The organism is Kitasatospora phosalacinea (assembly GCF_000716545.1).
Taxonomy (GTDB): domain Bacteria; phylum Actinomycetota; class Actinomycetes; order Streptomycetales; family Streptomycetaceae; genus Kitasatospora; species Kitasatospora phosalacinea.
Genome location: NZ_JNWZ01000038.1, coordinates 33,685 through 50,514 on the forward strand (window position 1 = coordinate 33,685; position 16,830 = coordinate 50,514).

Annotated in this window: 15 protein-coding genes; 12 read left to right on the forward strand and 3 right to left on the reverse strand. The window is 76.5% G+C overall.

Going from position 1 to position 16,830, the window contains the following annotated elements; translation table 11 throughout:
• From OO48_RS40725 to OO48_RS20040, 5 genes are all read left to right on the forward strand, one after another.
• Positions 1-1,374, forward strand: coding sequence for a M48 family metalloprotease (locus tag OO48_RS40725; RefSeq protein WP_051732343.1), 1,374 nt, complete (start codon positions 1-3; stop codon positions 1,372-1,374).
• 84 nt (positions 1,375-1,458) lie between these two features.
• Positions 1,459-2,124: a class I SAM-dependent methyltransferase gene (locus OO48_RS20025; RefSeq protein ID WP_033218187.1), complete on the forward strand. Its 666-nt coding sequence runs from the start codon at positions 1,459-1,461 to the stop codon at positions 2,122-2,124.
• Positions 2,125-2,367: 243 nt separating this feature from the next.
• Positions 2,368-3,651: a hypothetical protein gene (locus OO48_RS20030; protein WP_033218189.1), complete on the forward strand. Its 1,284-nt coding sequence runs from the start codon at positions 2,368-2,370 to the stop codon at positions 3,649-3,651.
• 114 nt (positions 3,652-3,765) lie between these two features.
• Entirely contained in the window at positions 3,766-4,614 is an 849-nt protein-coding gene (locus OO48_RS20035; RefSeq protein ID WP_033218191.1) for an N-acetylmuramoyl-L-alanine amidase, read from the forward strand.
• Positions 4,615-4,873: 259 nt separating this feature from the next.
• The gene (locus OO48_RS20040) at positions 4,874-5,755 is read left to right on the forward strand and encodes a hypothetical protein (protein WP_033218193.1); all 882 of its coding nucleotides are present in this window, start codon (positions 4,874-4,876) and stop codon (positions 5,753-5,755) included.
• A 136-nt stretch (positions 5,756-5,891) separates the two neighbouring features.
• Here the strand turns inward: OO48_RS20040 and OO48_RS20045 are convergent, their stop codons facing one another.
• From OO48_RS20045 to OO48_RS20055, 3 genes are all read right to left on the reverse strand, one after another.
• A complete protein-coding gene (locus tag OO48_RS20045; RefSeq protein WP_081952243.1) occupies positions 5,892-6,971 on the reverse strand; it encodes a prenyltransferase/squalene oxidase repeat-containing protein in 1,080 nt (359 codons plus the stop codon).
• On the reverse strand, positions 6,968-7,708 hold the full coding sequence (locus OO48_RS20050; protein ID WP_033218195.1) for a class I SAM-dependent methyltransferase: 741 nt from the start codon (positions 7,706-7,708) through the stop codon (positions 6,968-6,970). The genes OO48_RS20045 and OO48_RS20050 overlap by 4 nt, the downstream gene beginning before the upstream one ends.
• 95 nt (positions 7,709-7,803) lie before the next feature.
• Positions 7,804-9,123, reverse strand: coding sequence for a glycosyltransferase family 4 protein (locus OO48_RS20055; RefSeq protein WP_033218197.1), 1,320 nt, complete (start codon positions 9,121-9,123; stop codon positions 7,804-7,806).
• Positions 9,124-9,342: 219 nt separating this feature from the next.
• Between OO48_RS20055 and OO48_RS20060 the strand changes: the two genes are divergently transcribed.
• From OO48_RS20060 to OO48_RS35260, 7 genes are all read left to right on the forward strand, one after another.
• The gene (locus OO48_RS20060; RefSeq protein WP_245194721.1) at positions 9,343-10,008 is read left to right on the forward strand and encodes a TetR family transcriptional regulator; all 666 of its coding nucleotides are present in this window, start codon (positions 9,343-9,345) and stop codon (positions 10,006-10,008) included.
• A gap of 242 nt (positions 10,009-10,250) precedes the next feature.
• Positions 10,251-11,672, forward strand: coding sequence for an SCO2321 family membrane protein (locus OO48_RS20065; protein ID WP_051732344.1), 1,422 nt, complete (start codon positions 10,251-10,253; stop codon positions 11,670-11,672).
• On the forward strand, positions 11,669-12,388 hold the full coding sequence (locus tag OO48_RS20070; protein ID WP_033218200.1) for an SCO2322 family protein: 720 nt from the start codon (positions 11,669-11,671) through the stop codon (positions 12,386-12,388). Before OO48_RS20065 ends, OO48_RS20070 begins: the two co-directional genes overlap by 4 nt.
• 2 nt (positions 12,389-12,390) lie before the next feature.
• Complete coding sequence (locus tag OO48_RS20075) at positions 12,391-13,536, forward strand: energy-coupling factor transporter transmembrane component T (RefSeq protein ID WP_245194722.1); 1,146 nt, start codon at positions 12,391-12,393, stop codon at positions 13,534-13,536.
• The gene (locus OO48_RS20080; RefSeq protein WP_033218204.1) at positions 13,533-15,176 is read left to right on the forward strand and encodes an ABC transporter ATP-binding protein; all 1,644 of its coding nucleotides are present in this window, start codon (positions 13,533-13,535) and stop codon (positions 15,174-15,176) included. Before OO48_RS20075 ends, OO48_RS20080 begins: the two co-directional genes overlap by 4 nt.
• Entirely contained in the window at positions 15,173-15,991 is an 819-nt protein-coding gene (locus OO48_RS20085) for an ECF transporter S component (RefSeq protein ID WP_033218206.1), read from the forward strand. Before OO48_RS20080 ends, OO48_RS20085 begins: the two co-directional genes overlap by 4 nt.
• A 58-nt stretch (positions 15,992-16,049) precedes the next feature.
• Complete coding sequence (locus tag OO48_RS35260) at positions 16,050-16,739, forward strand: DUF6193 family natural product biosynthesis protein (protein ID WP_051732345.1); 690 nt, start codon at positions 16,050-16,052, stop codon at positions 16,737-16,739.
• Positions 16,740-16,830: the final 91 nt, after the last annotated feature.

Consider the following 16,830-nt stretch of genomic DNA (forward strand, 5'->3'; position numbering starts at 1 on the left):
GTGTCCCTCTCCGAGATCCCCTCCCCGGCCGCGAACCCGCAGGTCAACGATGCCACCGGGGCCGCTGCGCCGCGCTGCCCCGAGTGCGGTGCGCCGGTGGCCGCGCAGGAGCGCTTCCCGACCTGGTGCCCGTCCTGCGAGTGGAACCTGCTGCCGCCCCGGCCGTCCACCGACGACCTGCCGCCCCGGGCCCGGCGCCGGGCCGAACGGGAGGAGCGGCGCGAGGAGAAGCGCCGACGGGAGGTCAGGGCCCGTACCGAGCAGGTGTTCCGGCTGGTCTCGGAGGGCGGGTCCGACCTGCGGCACGGCGCGTCGGCGGGCGCCTTCCTGCTCGCCGGGGCGGTGCACCTGGTGTCGCTGGCGGTGCTGCTGGCCGGGGTGCTCCTGGTCGTCGGGTGGCCGCTGGGCGGCCTGCCCGCCCGGGTGCTGGGCGTGATCGCGCTGGCGGTGGCGTTCCTGCTGCGTCCGCGGCTGGGCCGCCCGGAGCGCTCCGGAGTGCTGACCCGGGAGGCCGCGCCGAACCTGTACGGGCTGGTCGACCTGGTCTCGGCGGAGCTGGGCGCGCCGAAGGTCGACTCGATCGCGGTCACCTCCGCCTTCAACGCCTCCTTCGGCACCCACGGGCTGCGCCGCCACCGGCAGTTGAGGATCGGCCTGCCGCTGTGGACGGTGCTCACCCGGCAGCAGCGGGTGGCGCTGCTCGGGCACGAGATCGGGCACTGCGTGAACGGTGACGTCCGGCGCGGCGTGTGGACGGGTTCCGCGGTCAACGCGCTGGCCGAGTGGCACGGGCTCACCCGCCCGTCGCGCGGCGGCGGGCCGAACAGCAGCCTCGTCGTCGCCCTCGCCTCCGCCGTCGCCGACCTGGTGCTGGGCGCGGTCCACCTCGGGGTCCGGGCGCTGACGGAGCTGATGCACCGCCTGCACCTGCGCAGCGGGCAGGCCGCCGAGCACCGGGCCGACCTGATGGCCGCGCGGCTGGCGTCCCCCGGGGACGCGCGGGGCATGCTGCGGGCGCTGTCGAACGCGCCCACGCTGGAGGCGGCGCTGACCCGGCAGCGCGCCCTGCCCCGGGCCGGTGGCCGGGCGGCGCGGGCGGCCGCCGCCGCGAACCCGGCGCCGGACCTGTGGGAGGCGCTGGCGGAGGCCGTCCGGTCGGTCCCGCCGACCGAGGTGGAGCGCCGGGTGCGGCTGTCGGAGCGGGAGGCGTCCGCCACCGACCTCTCGCACCCGCCGACCTACCTGCGGCTGCGGCTGCTGGCCTCGGCTCCCCCGTCCGACCGTCCCCCGCTGGTGCTGGACGCCGGGCGGGCCGCCGCGATCGAGGCGGAGCTCGCACCGAGCCGGGCCCGGATCGCCGCCGAGCTGCTGTAACCGTCCCGCCCGGGACGCGGCGGGGGCGTCCCTACCATCCAGTAGGGTCCTGGGCAGTCACCCCCGGCCCGGCAGGAGCGCCCGATGACCGATCCCACCCCCACCGCTCAGGTCCCGGACCGGCAGGTCCTGGAGGCGTTCCGGGCCGCCACCGGCTTCATGCCCGAGGACGAGGGCCTGGCGCTGTACGCGGCGGCGCTCGACGCGGCCGGGCGCACCGGCCTGCCGCTGCTGGAGATCGGCACGTACTGCGGGCGCTCGGCGCTCCTGCTGGCGGACGCGGCCCGCCGGGCCGGGACGGTCGCGCTGACCGTCGACCACCACCGCGGCTCCGAGGAGCAGCAGCCCGGCTGGGAGTACCACGACCCGTCCCTGGTCGACCCGGAGGTCGGCCTGATGGACACCCTGCCGCGGTTCCGCCGCACCCTGCACGCGGCCGGCCTGGAGCCGCACGTGATCGCGCTGGTCGGCCGGTCGCCGCAGGTCGCGGCGGTGTGGCAGGGCCCGCTGGCGCTGGTGTTCGTGGACGGCGGGCACACCGACGAGCACGCCACCGGCGACTACGAGGGCTGGGTGCCGCACCTGGCCGCGGACGGCCTGCTGGTGGTGCACGACGTCTTCCCCGACCCGGCGGACGGCGGCCAGGCGCCCTACCGGGTGTACCTGCGGGCGCTCGCCGAGGGCTTCGAGGAGGTGTCGGCGACCGGCTCGCTGCGGGTGCTGCGCCGCCGGTCCGCGGTGTCCGGCTGACCGCCCGCCGAGCGGGCGGGTTCCCGTCCGGGGCCGGGATCCCGGCCCCGGACGGGAACGATCGACGCCGCTGCGGCGTCGTCCCCACCGCGACGCGTCGTCGATCCGCCGTGACCGCTCCCGCCGGCGGCCGGTACGGTGTCGGCGGCGGACGACGAACGGCCAGGCCGGGGAGCGGCCCGTTCGGAGCAGGGGCACCGGCCACCCGGTGCGGTACCGGTCAGTTGGGGGCGAGGGCAGGGCATGACGGAACAGGGCAGTGCCGCGAGGGCGGTCTGGGATCCCACCGCGAACAACGGCGCGGGCGGCTGGGTCCGCCGGCCGGTGGCGGACGACCCGGCTGCGGCGGGACCGCCCACCACGGCGATCCCGCTGCCGCCGATCCCGGCCGCTCCGGTGCCCCCGCCGGCCGCCCAGCAGCAGCCGGCCCAGCCCCAGCCGGCCCCGGGCGGCTACGGCTACCCGCAGGCGCCGGACCCGCAGCAGGGCTTCACCCCGCCGCCCGCCCAGCCGCAGCAGACCTTCGGCGGGCAGCAGCCCTTCCCGCCCCAGCAACCCCAGCAACCCCAGCAACCCCAGCAGACCTTCGGCGGCCAGCCCGGCTTCGCTCCCCCGCCCGCCGGCGGCCCGTCCTTCGGCGGGAACCAGACCTTCGGCGGCCAGCAGCAGCCGTTCCAGCCCGGCCCGCCGCCGCCCCAGCAGACCTTCGGCGGCCCGTCCTTCGGCGGCCAGCAGCAGTTCAACGCCCCTCCGAGCGGCTACGGCACCTACCAGGAGCCGGAGTTCGACTACGACGAGGACCCGCGCCGCCGCCGCACCCCGCTGCTGATCGGCGCGGCCGTGGCCCTGGTACTGCTGATCGGCGGGGCCGTGGTGCTGGTGGTGCAGAACAACGACTCGAAGGACTCCCCGTCCGCCAAGGGCAGCGCCGGCCCGACGGCGGCGCAGCCGAGTCCGGGCGGCGACGCCACGACCGGCGGCAGCCAGGACGGCGCGCCGTCGCCCTCCGCCCCGGCGTCCCCGTCGGCCTCCGCGTCCGCGTCCGCCTCGCCGTCGGCGGGCCCGCAGGCGGAGGCCCAGGCGAAGGCGCTGGACTCGCTGCTCAGCGAGGGCGAGAGCGCGAAGGCGCCGATCGCCAACGCGGTGGCGAAGGTGCGCAGTTGCCCGGCCAAGGCGGAGGTCGACAGCGCCGCGCAGGTCTTCGACACCGGCGCCCAGCAGCGCGACGCGCTGCTGACCAAGCTGGCCGTGCTGAAGACCGACAGCCTGCCGGGCGGCGACGCGGCGGTGACCTCGCTGCGGTCGGCCTGGCAGACCTCCGCGGACATCGACCGGGCGTACGCGGCCTGGGCCCGGACCGTCTCGGAGAAGGGCTGCACCAACAACCAGGCGCCCGGCGGGGCCGACCTGGCCCGCGCCAACGACCTCAACCCGAAGGCCACCCAGGCGAAGCAGGACTTCTCCGCGAAGTGGAAACCGATCGCCCAGCAGTACGGGCTGACCCCCCGTACCGGGGACAGGATCTGAGGAACACGTGACAGGCCGCACCACCCCGCACCACGTCCGTCCCCACGGCCCCGACGGACCGGACGGCCCCGGCGACCCGGACCCGTACGCCGACGCGGCGCGGCGGACCGCCCGCTGGCGGGCCCCCCCGGAGGGCGCGGCGGGGGGGGGGCCGGGGGGGCGGGTCCGGAGGACGGCTCCCCGGCCGCGACCGCCCAGGACCCGGCGGGGGCGCGGTCCGCGGCGGCCGCCCCGGCCCCGGCCTCCCCGGCCCCGGCCTCCCCGGCCCCGGCCTCCCCGAGCGGGGGCCCGAAGCCGCTGGCCGGGCGGACCGTCCTGCTCGACCCGGGCCACAACCCGGCCAACGCCGCGCACGCCACCGAGATCAACCGCAAGGTGGACATCGGCAACAGCCGCAAGGAGTGCGACACCACCGGCACCGAGACCAACGCCGGCTACCCGGAGGCCGACTTCACCCTCGACGTGGTGCACCGGGCCCGGCAGATCCTCCAGGACCGGGGCGCGAACGTGGTGCTCACCCAGGACGGCGACCGCCCGTGGGGCCCGTGCATCGACGAGCGCGCCCGGATCGGCAACGAGGCCGGGGCGGACGCCGCGGTCTCGGTGCACGCGGACGGCGCGCCGGCCTCCGGCACCGGCTTCCACGTGATCATGCCCGCCCGGGTGGTGGGCGGGGCGGCCGACACCTCGGCGATCGTCGACCCGTCGCACCGGCTGGGCGTGCTGCTGCGCGACGCCTTCGAGGCCGGCACCGGCGAGCCCTACTCCAGCTACATCGGCCAGCAGGGCCTGGACACCCGCGGCGACCTCGGCGGACTCAACCTGTCGAAGGTACCGAAGGTGTTCATCGAATGCGGCAACATGCGCAACTCGGGCGACGCCCAGCGCATGTCCGATCCGCAGTGGCGCCAGAGGGCCGCCCAGGCCCTCGCGGACGCCCTGACCAGCTATCTCACCGGGTGAACCACCGCGTCCACCTGCCGCTCCATCCCCGTCCCACCCTGATTCCCGGCACTCCCGTTCCGTACCGATTCGGTGCGGATCCGGAGGGTGCCGTGCACGCGGCGTCGCCTTGGCTCTAGGCTTTTGCCCCGTCGTACCGACCCGGTACCACGGGGGCCCGGTCAACCGCCCGCCGACCACGACTACACCAATGAGGGGAACGTCAGTGAATCTGCGCGCTCTCACCAGGGGAGACGCCGCCGTCGCCGGTGCGGCCGTATTGCTCCTGATTTCGTCCTTCCTGCCGTACCGCAGCTCCGACTGCAGCGGGCCGTACTGCGGCAAGGACACCTCGATCAACGCCTGGGAGTCGGACCTCTTCCCGATCCTCCAGTCGATCTTCCTGCTCGGCGTCATCGGCGCCGTGCTGATCGTGCTGGCCCGCACGCAGAAGGCGACGCTGGGCAACAAGGAGTTCATCGGGCTGCGCCTCGACCAGTGGGGCGGCGCCGCGATCGTGATCGCGCTGTGGGACATCCTGTGGTCCATGGGCGGCTTCACCGGTGGCAGCACCAGCATCGGTGGCGGCGCCTGGCTCGGCCTGGTCTGCCTGCTCGTCATGGGCGGCGTCGTGATCGCCGGCGGCGCGCTGCCGGCCCTCCAGGCCCCGCTGACCTCGGCCACCCCGGGCGCCCCGGGCGTCGGCCAGCAGTACCCGGCGTACGGCGCCCAGCAGCAGGGCGCCCCCGGCGCCTACGGCTACCCGGGCGCCCCCCAGCAGCAGCAGCCGTTCCCCGGCCAGCAGCAGCCGGCGCAGGCCCAGCCGGCTCCGGGCGGCTACGGCTTCCCGCAGGCCGCCCAGGCCGCCCAGGCTCCGTCCGCGGCCGCCGCGGCGGTGGCCCCGCTGCCCACCGCGGTGCAGCCGGCCGTCCAGGACCAGGTCCCGGCGCAGTCCGGCGGCCCGTTCTCGCCGTTCTGGTTCGCCGTCCCGGCGGTCCGTCAGCTCGCCAACAAGGACAACCCGGCCGCCCCGCCGGTCGGCGAGCTCGTCCCCGGCACCTGGTACCTGGCCGTCGACCAGCGCGGCGCCGCCCTGGTCGCCCAGCTCCCGGACGGCACCCACGGCGTCCTGAACGACACCAACGGCATCCAGCGCGGCTGACACCCCGTCTGCCGCGCCCTGGCCGGGGGCGCGCCCGGACACCCCAACGCGAAGGTCCGCCCGGAGAGGTAACCCCTCTCCGGGCGGACCTTCGCGTTGCGCCCCCGGGCGGAGCCGCCCGGGGGCGCCGCAACGCCTAGCAGCAGTCGTTGACCGCCAGCCCGCCCGGCAGGTGCTCGCCGCCGAAGACGCTGACCGTCGCGTGGTCGCCGCCCAGGGCCGCGACGGCGAGCAGCAGGGCGCCGGCGGTCCAGGTGGTGCGCTCCTCGGGCCAGATCGCGCGGTCCTCGTAGACGTAGCCGGTCCAGTAGGAGCCGTCCTCGTGCCGCAGGTGCTGGATCCAGCGGAGGATCTCGACGGCCCGGTCGGACTGTCCGGCGGCCCACAGGGCGAGGGCGAGTTCGGCGCTCTCGCCGCCGGTGACCCAGGGGCGGTCGCTGACGCAGCGCACGCCGAGGCCGGGGACGACGAAGCGGTCCCAGTCGGCGGCGAGCCGCCGGGCGGCGTCCTCGCCGCGCAGGGCGGTGCCGAGGACGGGGTAGTACCAGTCCATGGAGTAGCGGCCCTTGTCGAGGAACCGCTCGGGGTGGCGGGCGATGGCGTGCTGGAGGCGGCCGGCGGCGAGTTCCCAGTCGGGTTGCGGCCGGTCGAGGTGGTCGGCGACGGCCAGCCCGCAGCGCAGCGCGTGCAGGATCGAGCAGGAGCCGGTGAGCAGCGCGTCGGTGGCGGCGGTGCCGTCCTGGTCCTGGCGCCAGGCGATGGCGCCGCCGGGGAGGCTGAGCCCGACGGTGTGGTCGAGGGCGCGGCTGACGGTGGGCCAGATCCGTTCGAGGAAGCCGTCGTCGCCGGTGGCCAGGTGGTGGTGCCAGGCGCCGACGGCGACGTACGCGCAGAAGTTGGTCTCGCGGGCGAGGTCGGTGGCGGTGCCGTCGGCCGTGCCGGGCTGCCCGTAGGCGTAGGCGGCGTACCAGGAGCCGTCGGGGTTCTGCCGGTCGGCGAGCCAGCCGTAGGCGGCTTCGGCGGCGGCGTGTTCGCCGGCGGTGTCGAGCGCCATGGCGGCCTCGGTGTGGTCCCAGGGGTCGAGGTGGCCGCCGTGGAACCAGGGGACGGCGCCGTCGGGCTGCTGGTGGGCGAGGATCGAGCGGACGGTGTCGGCGGCCTGCGCGGCGTCCAGGACGCCGTCGAGCAGCAGGGCGGCGGGGACGGCGGCCGTCACGCGACGGCTCCGGGCTCGTGCGGCTTGCTGGCGTAGACCACGAAGGACTTGCCGAGGACGGGGTTGAGGGCCTTCTCGGCGGCCCTGGTGAGGGTGGAGACGACGGGGGTGCCGACGATGTCCCAGACCAGCAGCCGGTGGTAGGCGCGCACCGGCAGCGCCTTGTCGTTGTCGACGCCGACCGCGCACTTGATCCACCAGTAGGGGGCGTGCAGGGCGTGCGCGTGGTGGGTGCCGTACGGGGTGAGCCCGGCCGCGCGGACCTTCCCGACGAGTTCGTCGCCCTTGTAGATCCGGATGTGGCCGCCCTCGACCTCGTGGTACTCGTCGGACAGCGCCCAGCAGATCTTCTCGGGCAGGTAGCGGGGCACGGTGACGGCGAGCAGTCCGCCGGGCTTGAGGACGCGGACCATCTCGGCGAGGACGCCCTCGTCGTCGGGGATGTGCTCCATCACCTCGGAGATGATGATCTTGTCGAAGGTGCCGTCCTCGAAGGGCAGGTTCAGCGCGTCGCCCTCCATCGCGGTGGCACTGGCCCCGGCGGGGGCCTCACCGGCCTGCTCCATGGCGGCGAACCACTTGCGGACCTCGGCGATCTCCTCGGCGTTCCGGTCGAGGGCGACCACGTTGGCACCGCGCCGGTAGCACTCGAACGCGTGCCGGCCGCCGCCGCAGCCCAGGTCGAGCACCCGGTCGCCGGGGGCGAGCGGGAAGCGGGAGAAGTCGACGGTCAGCACTGCGGGGCTCCCATTCACGAAGGGGGTGGTACCGAGAGGTTGACAGGTCATCGGCCGGCAGGGCGTCAGCCGACGCGGCGTCAGCCGGTACGGGCTCAGCCGACGTAGCGCCAGCCGGGGCCGGAGCGGGCGGCGGCGCCGGTGCCGGTGGCGATCGCGGCCCGGTAGCGCTCGACGGTGAGTTCGGCGGCCCGGGCCCAGGTGAACCGGGCCAGGACGCGCTCGCGGCCGGCGGCGCCGAGCCGCTCGCGCAGGGCGGGGTCGTCCAGCAGCCGGCCGAGCGCGGCGGCCAGCGCGCCCGCGTCGCCGGGCGGCACCGCGAGGCAGGTGACGCCGTCGGGCCCGGCGACCTCGGGGATGGCGCCGCCGGTGGTGGCGACCAGCGGGGTGGCGGTGGCCATCGCCTCGGCGGCGGGCAGCGAGAAGCCCTCGTACAGCGAGGGGACGCAGGCGGCTTCGGCGGAGCGGTACAGGTCGACGAGTTCGGCGTCGCTCAGGCCGGTGCGGAACTCGATGTGCCCCTCCAGGCCGAAGCGGCGCACCGCCGCGGTGACCGGCCCGTCCTCCTTCTGCGGCTTGCCGACCACCACCAGGTGCGCGTCGCGCTCGGTGCGGACCTTGGCGAGCGCCTCGACCAGGTGCACCAGGCCCTTGAGCGGGACGTCGGCGCTGGAGGTGGTGACGATCCGGCCCGGGACGCGGGCGGTGGCGGCGGACGGCGACCACAGCCGGGTGTCGGCGCCGATCGGGACGACCGAGACGGCGCCGGGCGCGGTGCCGAGGTGCTCGGCGATCTCGGCCCTGGAGCTCTCCGAGACGGTGATGACGTGCGCCAGCCGGGCTGCGACCCGGCGCTGCATCCGGGTGAAGGCGTACCAACGGCGCTTGCCGAGCCGCTCCAGCCGGGTGCGGGCGGCGTCGATCTCCAGCCGCCGGTCCACGGTGACGGGGTGGTGGACGGTGGTGACCAGCGGGAAGCCGTGCCGGTCCAGGCCGAGCAGGCCGTAGCCGAGCGTCTGGTTGTCGTGCACGACGTCGTAGCGGCCCCGGTGCCGGGCCAGGAAGGCGCGGGCGCGCAGCGAGAAGGTCAGCGGCTCGGGGAAGCCGCCGGTGCGCATCACCGCGTACTCCAGCAGGTCGACCGGGCCGCGGAACTCGCCGGGGGCGGGGGTGCGGAACGGGTCGTCGGCGCGGTACAGGTCGAGGCCGGGCAGTTCGACCAGGCGGACCGAGCCGGGGCCGTCGACCTCGTCGAGCACCGGGTACGGCTGGGCGCCGATCACGTCGACGTGGTGGCCGAGCCGGGCCAGTTCCCGCGACAGGTGGCGCACGTACACGCCCTGGCCGCCGCAGAACGGGTCGCCGCGGTACGACAGCAGGGCGATCCGCAGCGGCGGCGGCGACACAGCGGTCATCCCCAGTCCCCTTCTTCGGTGCTCACCGGGACCGGCGACGGAAGCGGCCGCCGACCGGTAAAGTAGATCACGTTTCACAGCGGTGCGGGCTCGTCGTTGGAGAAAGTGAACAACGAGGGACCTCGAAGATTACCGGCCCGTAGCTTGTCGTCAGGAGCCCCGGCGGGTGATTCGCACCACGCCGTTCCCGCCGCCCGCCGCCCCGCTCCTGGAGTGCCCGTGACCGCCACCGCCGCCGACGGGCCGCTGACGCCCCGCCAGGCCGAGCGCCGCCGGGGCATCCTGCGCGCGGCCACCGCGCTGGCCGCCCGGGGCGGGTACGAGGCGGTGCAGATGCGCGAGGTCGCGGAGGACGCGCACGTCGCGCTCGGCACCCTGTACCGGTACTTCCCGTCCAAGGTGCACCTGCTGGTGGCGGTGATGCGCGAGCAGTTGGAGCGCCTGCACGAGCAGGTCCGGCGCCATCCGCCGGCCGGCGCGGACCCGGCGGCCCGGGTCGCCGGGGCGCTCACCGCCGCCTTCCACGCGCTGCAGCGCGAACCCCGGCTGGCGGAGGCCATGGTGCGGGCGCTGTCCTTCGCGGACCGCTCGGTGGGCTCCGAGGTGGACGAGGTCACCCAGGCCACCGGCGCCATCGTGCTGACCGCCGCCCGGCTGCCCGGCCCGCCCACCGCCGACCAGCAGGCGGCGCTGCGGGTGGTCGGCCACACCTGGCACGCCACCCTGCTGGCGTGGCTGTCCGGGCGGGCCTCGCTGGCCGAGGTCCGGGCCGACCTGCACACCGCCGCCCGACTGCTGGCCCCCGCCCGGGCGGGGGCCGACGAACCGTCGGAACTGCAACCGGTTCCACCACCTGCCTCCGGTGCGGTGCCGACCGAGGGCTAGAGTCAGGGGGCGCGGTCGGCCCGTCCGGCCCGCGACAACTTCACATCCGCCTCCGAGGCCGGGGGAAGCCGGTGCGATTCCGGCGCTGACCCGCAACCGTGAGCCGCCCCCGCACCGCCGGGGCGCGGCGCAGTCGGACTGCCCGGCCGGAGGCGAGCGGCCCTCCTCCGTCGTGGGTCTACGGGCGAAACCGGGGTGTGCCCCGGCCCGCTGCGACCGCTCACCGAAAGGCTTCACCCCCCATGCCGACCGCTGCCCGCCTGGGCGCCGCCGCGCTCGCCGGCGCCCTGCTCGCCGGCGCCGCCACCGCGCCCGCGCTCGCCGACACCGCCTCCCCCTCGGTTTCCCCTTCGGCCTCCACCACCGCCTCCGCCTCGCCGTCCCCGTCCTCGGGCGTGCCCGCCGGGCTGTACGGCAAGGGCGACCCGCAGTACGACGGGGTGTGGCGGCAGTCGCTGGCGCTGATCGCGCTCCACCAGCAGCAGGTCGAACCGGCCGAGGCCGCCGTGCAGTGGCTGCTCGGCCAGCAGTGCGAGGACGGCGGCTGGCCCTCGTACCGGGCCGAGGGCACCCCGTGCGCCCCCGCCACCGAGGACACCAACGCCACCTCGATGGCCGTCCAGGCGCTCACCGAGCTCGGCGGCCACCAGCAGCCCGTCACCCGCGCCGCCGACTGGCTGCGCGCCCACCAGAACCCGGACGGCAGCTGGGCGTACAACCCGGGCGCGCCCGGCGACGCCAACTCCACCGCCGTGGTGCTGAACGGCCTGCTCGCGGCCGGCCTCGACCCGGCGCGGGTCTCCGCCGGCGGCCGCACCGGCTGGGACGGCCTGGCCTCCTTCCAGCTGGGCTGCGCCACCGCCGCCGACCAGCGCGGCGCCTTCCTCTACCAGCCCGCCGAGGGCGTCCCGGCCGCCGCCGACACCCTCGCCTCCGCGCAGGCCCTGCTCGCCGCCGCCGGCGGACACCTCCCGGTCACCACCACCGACCGCAAGGACGCCCCGCCCAAGGCGTTCCCCTGCGACGGCGGCCAGGCGGCCGGGCCGGTCGCGCACGCCGACTCCGCCGAGGCCGACGCCGCCTGGCTGACCGCCCGCCTCGCCGCCGACGGCCAGCACCTGGTGGCCAAGACCCCCGGCGCGGACACCGCCACCCCCGCCTACGACTCCACCGCCTGGACGGTCCTCGGCCTGGTCGCCTCCGGCCACCCCGCCGAGGCCGCCAGCGCCGCCGACTGGCTGGCCGGCAACGCCTACCCGTGGGCCGCCCAGGGCAAGGACGGCACCAACCCGGCCGCCACCGCCACCCTGGTGCTGACCGCCCGCGCCGCCAAGCTCGACCCGTACAACTTCGGCGGCGCCAACCTGGTGCAGTTGCTGATCGACTCCGGCCCCGCCCCGAAGTCGGCCCCCGCCGCCGGCGACCCGCAGGCCACCCGCGCCCCCGGCGCGGCCATCACCGAGCCCGACGAGAACAGCGGTTTCTCGGCCGGCTGGCTGATCGGCCTCGCCCTCGCCGTCGGCGTCGTCGTGGTCGTCCTGCTCAGCCTCAACCGCCGCCGCCAGAAGGCGGTCCCCGCCGCCCCCGGCACCGAGGCCCCCGCCCCGGACGCGGCCCCGGCCCCGGCCTCGTCCTCGGACGACCAGCCGGAGCAGACCCGATGACCGGCCCCGCCCCCGGCCCCTCCCGCCGCCCCTCCCCCTCCCCTTCTCCCTCCGGCCCCTCCTTCGTCTTCCCGCTCCTCCTCGCCCTCCTCACCGCGTGCGCGACGCTCCTCGGCCCGGCCGCCGTCAGCTCCGCCGCCACCGAGTACCGCTACTGGTCCTTCTGGAAGGGCGGCGCCGACGGCTGGGCCTACCAGCAGGTCGGTCCGGCCGGGAACGTGCCGGCGGACGGGGCGGTGGACGGCTGGCGGTTCGCGCTGAGCCCGGACGGCGGCCAGGACGCGCCGCGGCCCGGCCCGGCGCCCGACTTCGCGTCGGTCTGCCAGGGCACCGCACCCGGCGGCGGCCACAAGCGGGTCGCCGTGGTGCTGGACTTCGGCACCGCGCAGGACGCCCCGAACGGCGAACAGCCGCCCGCCGCCCGCTCGGTGTGCGCCTCGGTGCCGGCCTCGGCGAACTCCGCCGAGGTGCTGGCCGCGGTCGCCGCCCCGCTGCGCTACGACTCCGGCGCGATGCTGTGCGCGATCACCGGCTACCCGCGCGCGGGCTGCGGCGACCAGGTCGCGGCGGGCGCGGACACCTCGGCCGCGCAAGGCGGTCCGAGCGGTGACGGCGGTGACGGCGGCCCGAGCGTGGGCCTGTTCGCCGGTGCCGGCGCGGTGCTGCTGCTGGGCGCGGGCGCGGTCTGGCAGGCCCGTCGCCGCCGCGCGCGCTGAGCATGTCCACCTCCTACCGCCGGACAGCCGACTCCCGTCCCCCGCAGGGCCGTTCGGCTGCCGTGCACAGCCGGTCGCTGCCGCGGCAGCTGCACCCGGGGGCGTGGTGGCTGTGGTCGCTGGGCCTGGCCGCGGCGGCCAGCCGGACCACCAATCCGCTGCTCCTGCTGCTGATCCTGGCGGTGGCGGGTTTCGTGGTCGCGGCCCGGCGCGGCGACGCGCCCTGGTCGCGCTCGTACGCGGCGTTCCTGCGGCTGGGCCTGCTGGTGCTGGCCGCCCGGATGGTGTTCGCGGTGCTGCTGGGCTCCCCCGTCGGCGGCACCCACGTCCTGTTCACGCTGCCCCAAGTCCCGTTGCCCGCCTGGGCGCAGGGCGTCCGGCTGGGTGGTGCGGTGACGCTGGAGGGGGTGCTGTTCGCACTGTACGAGGGGTTGCGGCTGGCGGCGCTGCTGGCGTGCGTGGGCGCGGCGAACGCGCTGGCCTCGCCGTCGCGGCTGCTGCGTTCGCTGCCGGGCGCGCTGTACGAGGCGGGGGTCGCGGCGGTGGTGGCGCTGACCTTCGCGCCGAACCTGGTCGCGGACGTGCGGCGGCTGCGCGCGGCCCGTCGGCTGCGCGGGCGTTCGGACCGGGGGGTGCGGGCGGTGCTGTCGGTCGGACTGCCGGTGCTGGAGGGCGCGCTGGAGCGTTCGGTGGCGCTGGCGGCGGCGATGGACACCCGGGGTTTCGGCCGGACGGCCGCCGTCCCGCGCCGGGTGGTGCGCACGGCGGGGGCACTGACCCTGCTGGGGCTGCTGGCGGTGTGCGCGGCGACGTACGGGCTGCTCGCCGCGGGCAGTCACCCGTGGGCACCGCCGGTGCTGCTGGCGGGCGCCGCCGCGGCCGGTGCGGGCCTGGTGCTGGGCGGTCGCCGCTCGGTGCGCACCCGCTACCGGCCCGACCCGTGGGCGCTGCCGGAGTGGCTGACGGCCGCCTCGGGCGCGCTGGTCGCGGCCGCGCTGATCTGGTACTCGGGCCGCTGGCCGGGGGCGCTGACCCCGGGCGTCGTCCCGCCGACCGCGCCGACCCTGCCGCTGCTGCCCGCACTGGCCGCGCTGCTCGGCCTGCTGCCCGCCTTCGTCACCCCCGAGCCGCCCCGGAGCACCCGGTGATCACTTTCGAACAGGTCGGCGTGCAGTACGCCGACGCGCCCGCACCGGCCCTGTCCGGTGTCGAACTGACCATCCCGGAAGGCGAGTTGTGCCTGCTGGTCGGCCCGTCCGGCTCCGGCAAGTCCACTCTCCTCGGCACCGTCTGCGGCCTGGTGCCGCACTTCACCGGCGGCACCCTGACCGGCCGGGTCACGGTGGCCGGACGGGACACCCGCACGCACCGGCCGCGCGACCTCGCGGACGTGGTCGGCACCGTCGGGCAGGACCCGGCCGCGCACTTCGTCACCGACACCGTCGAGGAGGAACTCGCCTACGGCATGGAGTCGATGGGCCTGGCCCCGGCGGTGATGCGCCGCCGGGTCGAGGAGATGCTCGACCTGCTGGGCCTGGCCGAGCTGCGCGGCCGGGCGCTGTCCTCGCTGTCCGGCGGGCAGCGCCAGCGGGTAGCGATCGGCTCGGTGCTGACCGTCCACCCGAAGGTGCTGGTGCTGGACGAGCCGACCTCGGCGCTCGACCCGGGCGCCGCCGAGGAGGTGCTGGCCGTCCTGCAACGCCTGGTGCACGACCTGGGCACCACCGTGCTGCTGTCCGAGCACCGCCTGGAGCGCGTCGTCCAGTACGCCGACCAGGTGCTGCTGCTGACCGGCCCGGGCGAGCCGCCCGTCCTCGGCGACCCGGCCGCGCTGATGGCCCGCTCCCCGGTCCGGCCGCCGGTGGTCGAGCTCGGGCTGCTGGCGGGCTGGACGCCGCTGCCGCTCACCGTCCGCGACGCCCGCCGCCGAGCGGCGCCGCTGCGCGAGCAGCTCCCGCCGCCCGCACCGCGGTTGCCGCCCGCCCCGGCCTCCCCCGCCGAACCGGTCGCCACCGTGAGCCGCCTGGTGGTCTCCCGGGGGGCCGTCCCGGCCCTGCGCGGGGTCGAACTCACCCTCCTGCCGGGGCAGATCACCGCCCTGATGGGGCGCAACGGCGCCGGCAAGTCCACCCTGCTCGGCACCCTGGTCGGCCTGCACGCCCCCGCCTCCGGCACCGTCCGGGTCGACGGCCGCACCCCGCACAAGACCCGCCCCAAGGAGCTGATCCGCTCCGTCGGGCTCGTCCCGCAGGACCCGCGCGACCTGCTGTACGCGGAGACCGTCGCCGAGGAGTGCGCCGCGGCCGACCGGGACGCCGGCGCCGCCCCGGGCACCTGCCGCGACCTGCTGGCCACCCTGCTGCCCGGCGTCGCCGACGACCGCCACCCCCGCGACCTCTCCGAGGGCCAGCGCCTCACCCTCGCCCTGGCCGTCGTCCTGACCGCCCGCCCGCCCGTCCTGCTGCTCGACGAGCCCACCCGGGGCCTCGACTACGCGGCCAAGGCCCGCCTGGTCACCGTCCTGCGCGACCTCGCCGCCCGGGGCCACGCCGTCCTGCTCGCCACCCACGACGTCGAACTCGCCGCCGAACTCGCCCACCGCACCGCCGTGCTGGCCGAGGGCGAGATCGTCGCCGACGGCCCCACCCCCGAAGTCGTCCTCGCCTCGCCCACCTTCGCCCCGCAGACCGCGAAGATCCTCCCGCCCCACCTCACCGTCCCCGAGGCCGCCGCCGCCCTCGCGGCCCTCGACCAGCCCGCCGCGCCCGCCGCGGAGCCGCCGCGATGAAGCCCGCCGCCCCCCTCGACCGCCCCGTCCCGCTCGGCCGCCGCTCCGCCCTCCTGCTCGTCCTGGTCTCCGCGGTCGGCGCCGCCTCCTTCGGCTGGCCGCTGCTCGCCGCCCGCACCTCCGACCTGGTCGGCCACTCCGCCGACGCGCCCTGGCTGTTCGCCCTGCTGATGCCGCTGCTGCTGGCCGTCCTGCTCGCCCAGCTCTCCGAGAACCGCGACGCCACCGGCGCCCCCGGCCTGGACGCCAAGGCCGTCGCCATGCTCGGCGTCCTCGCCGCGGCCGGCGCCGCGCTGCGTCCGCTGGGCGCGGGCACCGCGGGCCTGGAGCCGATGTTCTTCCTGATGGTGCTGGCCGGCCGCGCCCTCGGCCCCGGCTTCGGCTTCGTGCTGGGCGCGCTCACCATGTTCTCCTCCGCCCTGCTCACCGGCGGCGTCGGCCCCTGGCTGCCGTTCCAGATGCTCACCATGGGCTGGGTCTGCCTCGGCGCCGGCCTCCTCCCGGGCGCCGCCCGCCTGCGCGGCCGCCCCGAACTGCTCGTGCTCGCCGCCTACGGCGTCCTCGCCTCCGTCGGCTACGGCACCGTGATGAACCTCCAGGGCTGGCCGTACATCGGCGGCCTGGGCCTGTCGATCTCCTTCGTCCCCGGCGACCCGCTCCCCGCCAACCTCGCCCGCTTCGTCCTCTACTGCCTCACCACCTCCCTCGGCTGGGACCTCTCCCGCGCCGCCCTCACCGCCGTCCTCTGCCTCACCGTCGGCGGCCCCCTGCTGCGCACCCTGCGCCGCGCCACCCGCCGCGCCGCCTTCCGCTAGCACGGCACGGTGCCCGATCGACCGGTGCCGTCGACGCGCCCGGCGGCATACTGGCGGGATGCGTTCCGAGGTGTGGGCCGGCGAGGGCTGCACGGTGTTCGGGGAGAGGTTGCCGCGGGTGGCGGAGGGCCTCGGGGTCGTCCTGCCCGAGCAGGACGACCGGGGCGCGTACGTCGCCGCAGGGCTGGACCGGCGGGCGAGTGTGTTTCCGGTCGACGAGCAGCGTCGGACCTTCTGGGTGTACCTGCGGAGCGGCCACCTCCGCCTGGCCGCCGGGATGACCGCCGATCCGGCCGAGATGGTCAGGGCGGTGGCGGCCTGGGCCGATGGAGCGGGGCTCGAGGAGACCAAGGAGCGGGCCCCGTTCATCGAGTTCCGCCCCTGGGCGCTCGCGCACGAGCGGGAGCCGCTCGGTGCCGTCGAGTTGGAGTGGTGCCGCAGGCTCGACGGCGTCCACACCTGGCCGATGAACGGCTTCCCGCGCGTGCACGCGCTGCTGGTGGCGGCGTACGCCCAACCGGTGCTCCGCCGACTGATGCCGGTGACCAGCCACGACAACCTCTGGTTCTCCACCAGCACCATTCCGAACTGGCATCCGGAAAGGGTCGGGCCGATGATCTGGCCGCACTACGAGCGGACCTGCGCGGTGCGGGACGGGCACGAGGTGCTCGCGCAGTTCGAGACGCCGGAGGAGACCGTCGCCTTCGTGGTGGCCTGCCTACCGGAGGGCACCGGGCCTACGAGTTGAGGCGCCGCCCGAGCGGTACCGGTAGCGATCGCGGCCGCAGCGGCACCCCGACGGAGGGCCGGTCCGACCGGGACCGGCCCTCGTGCTGCGC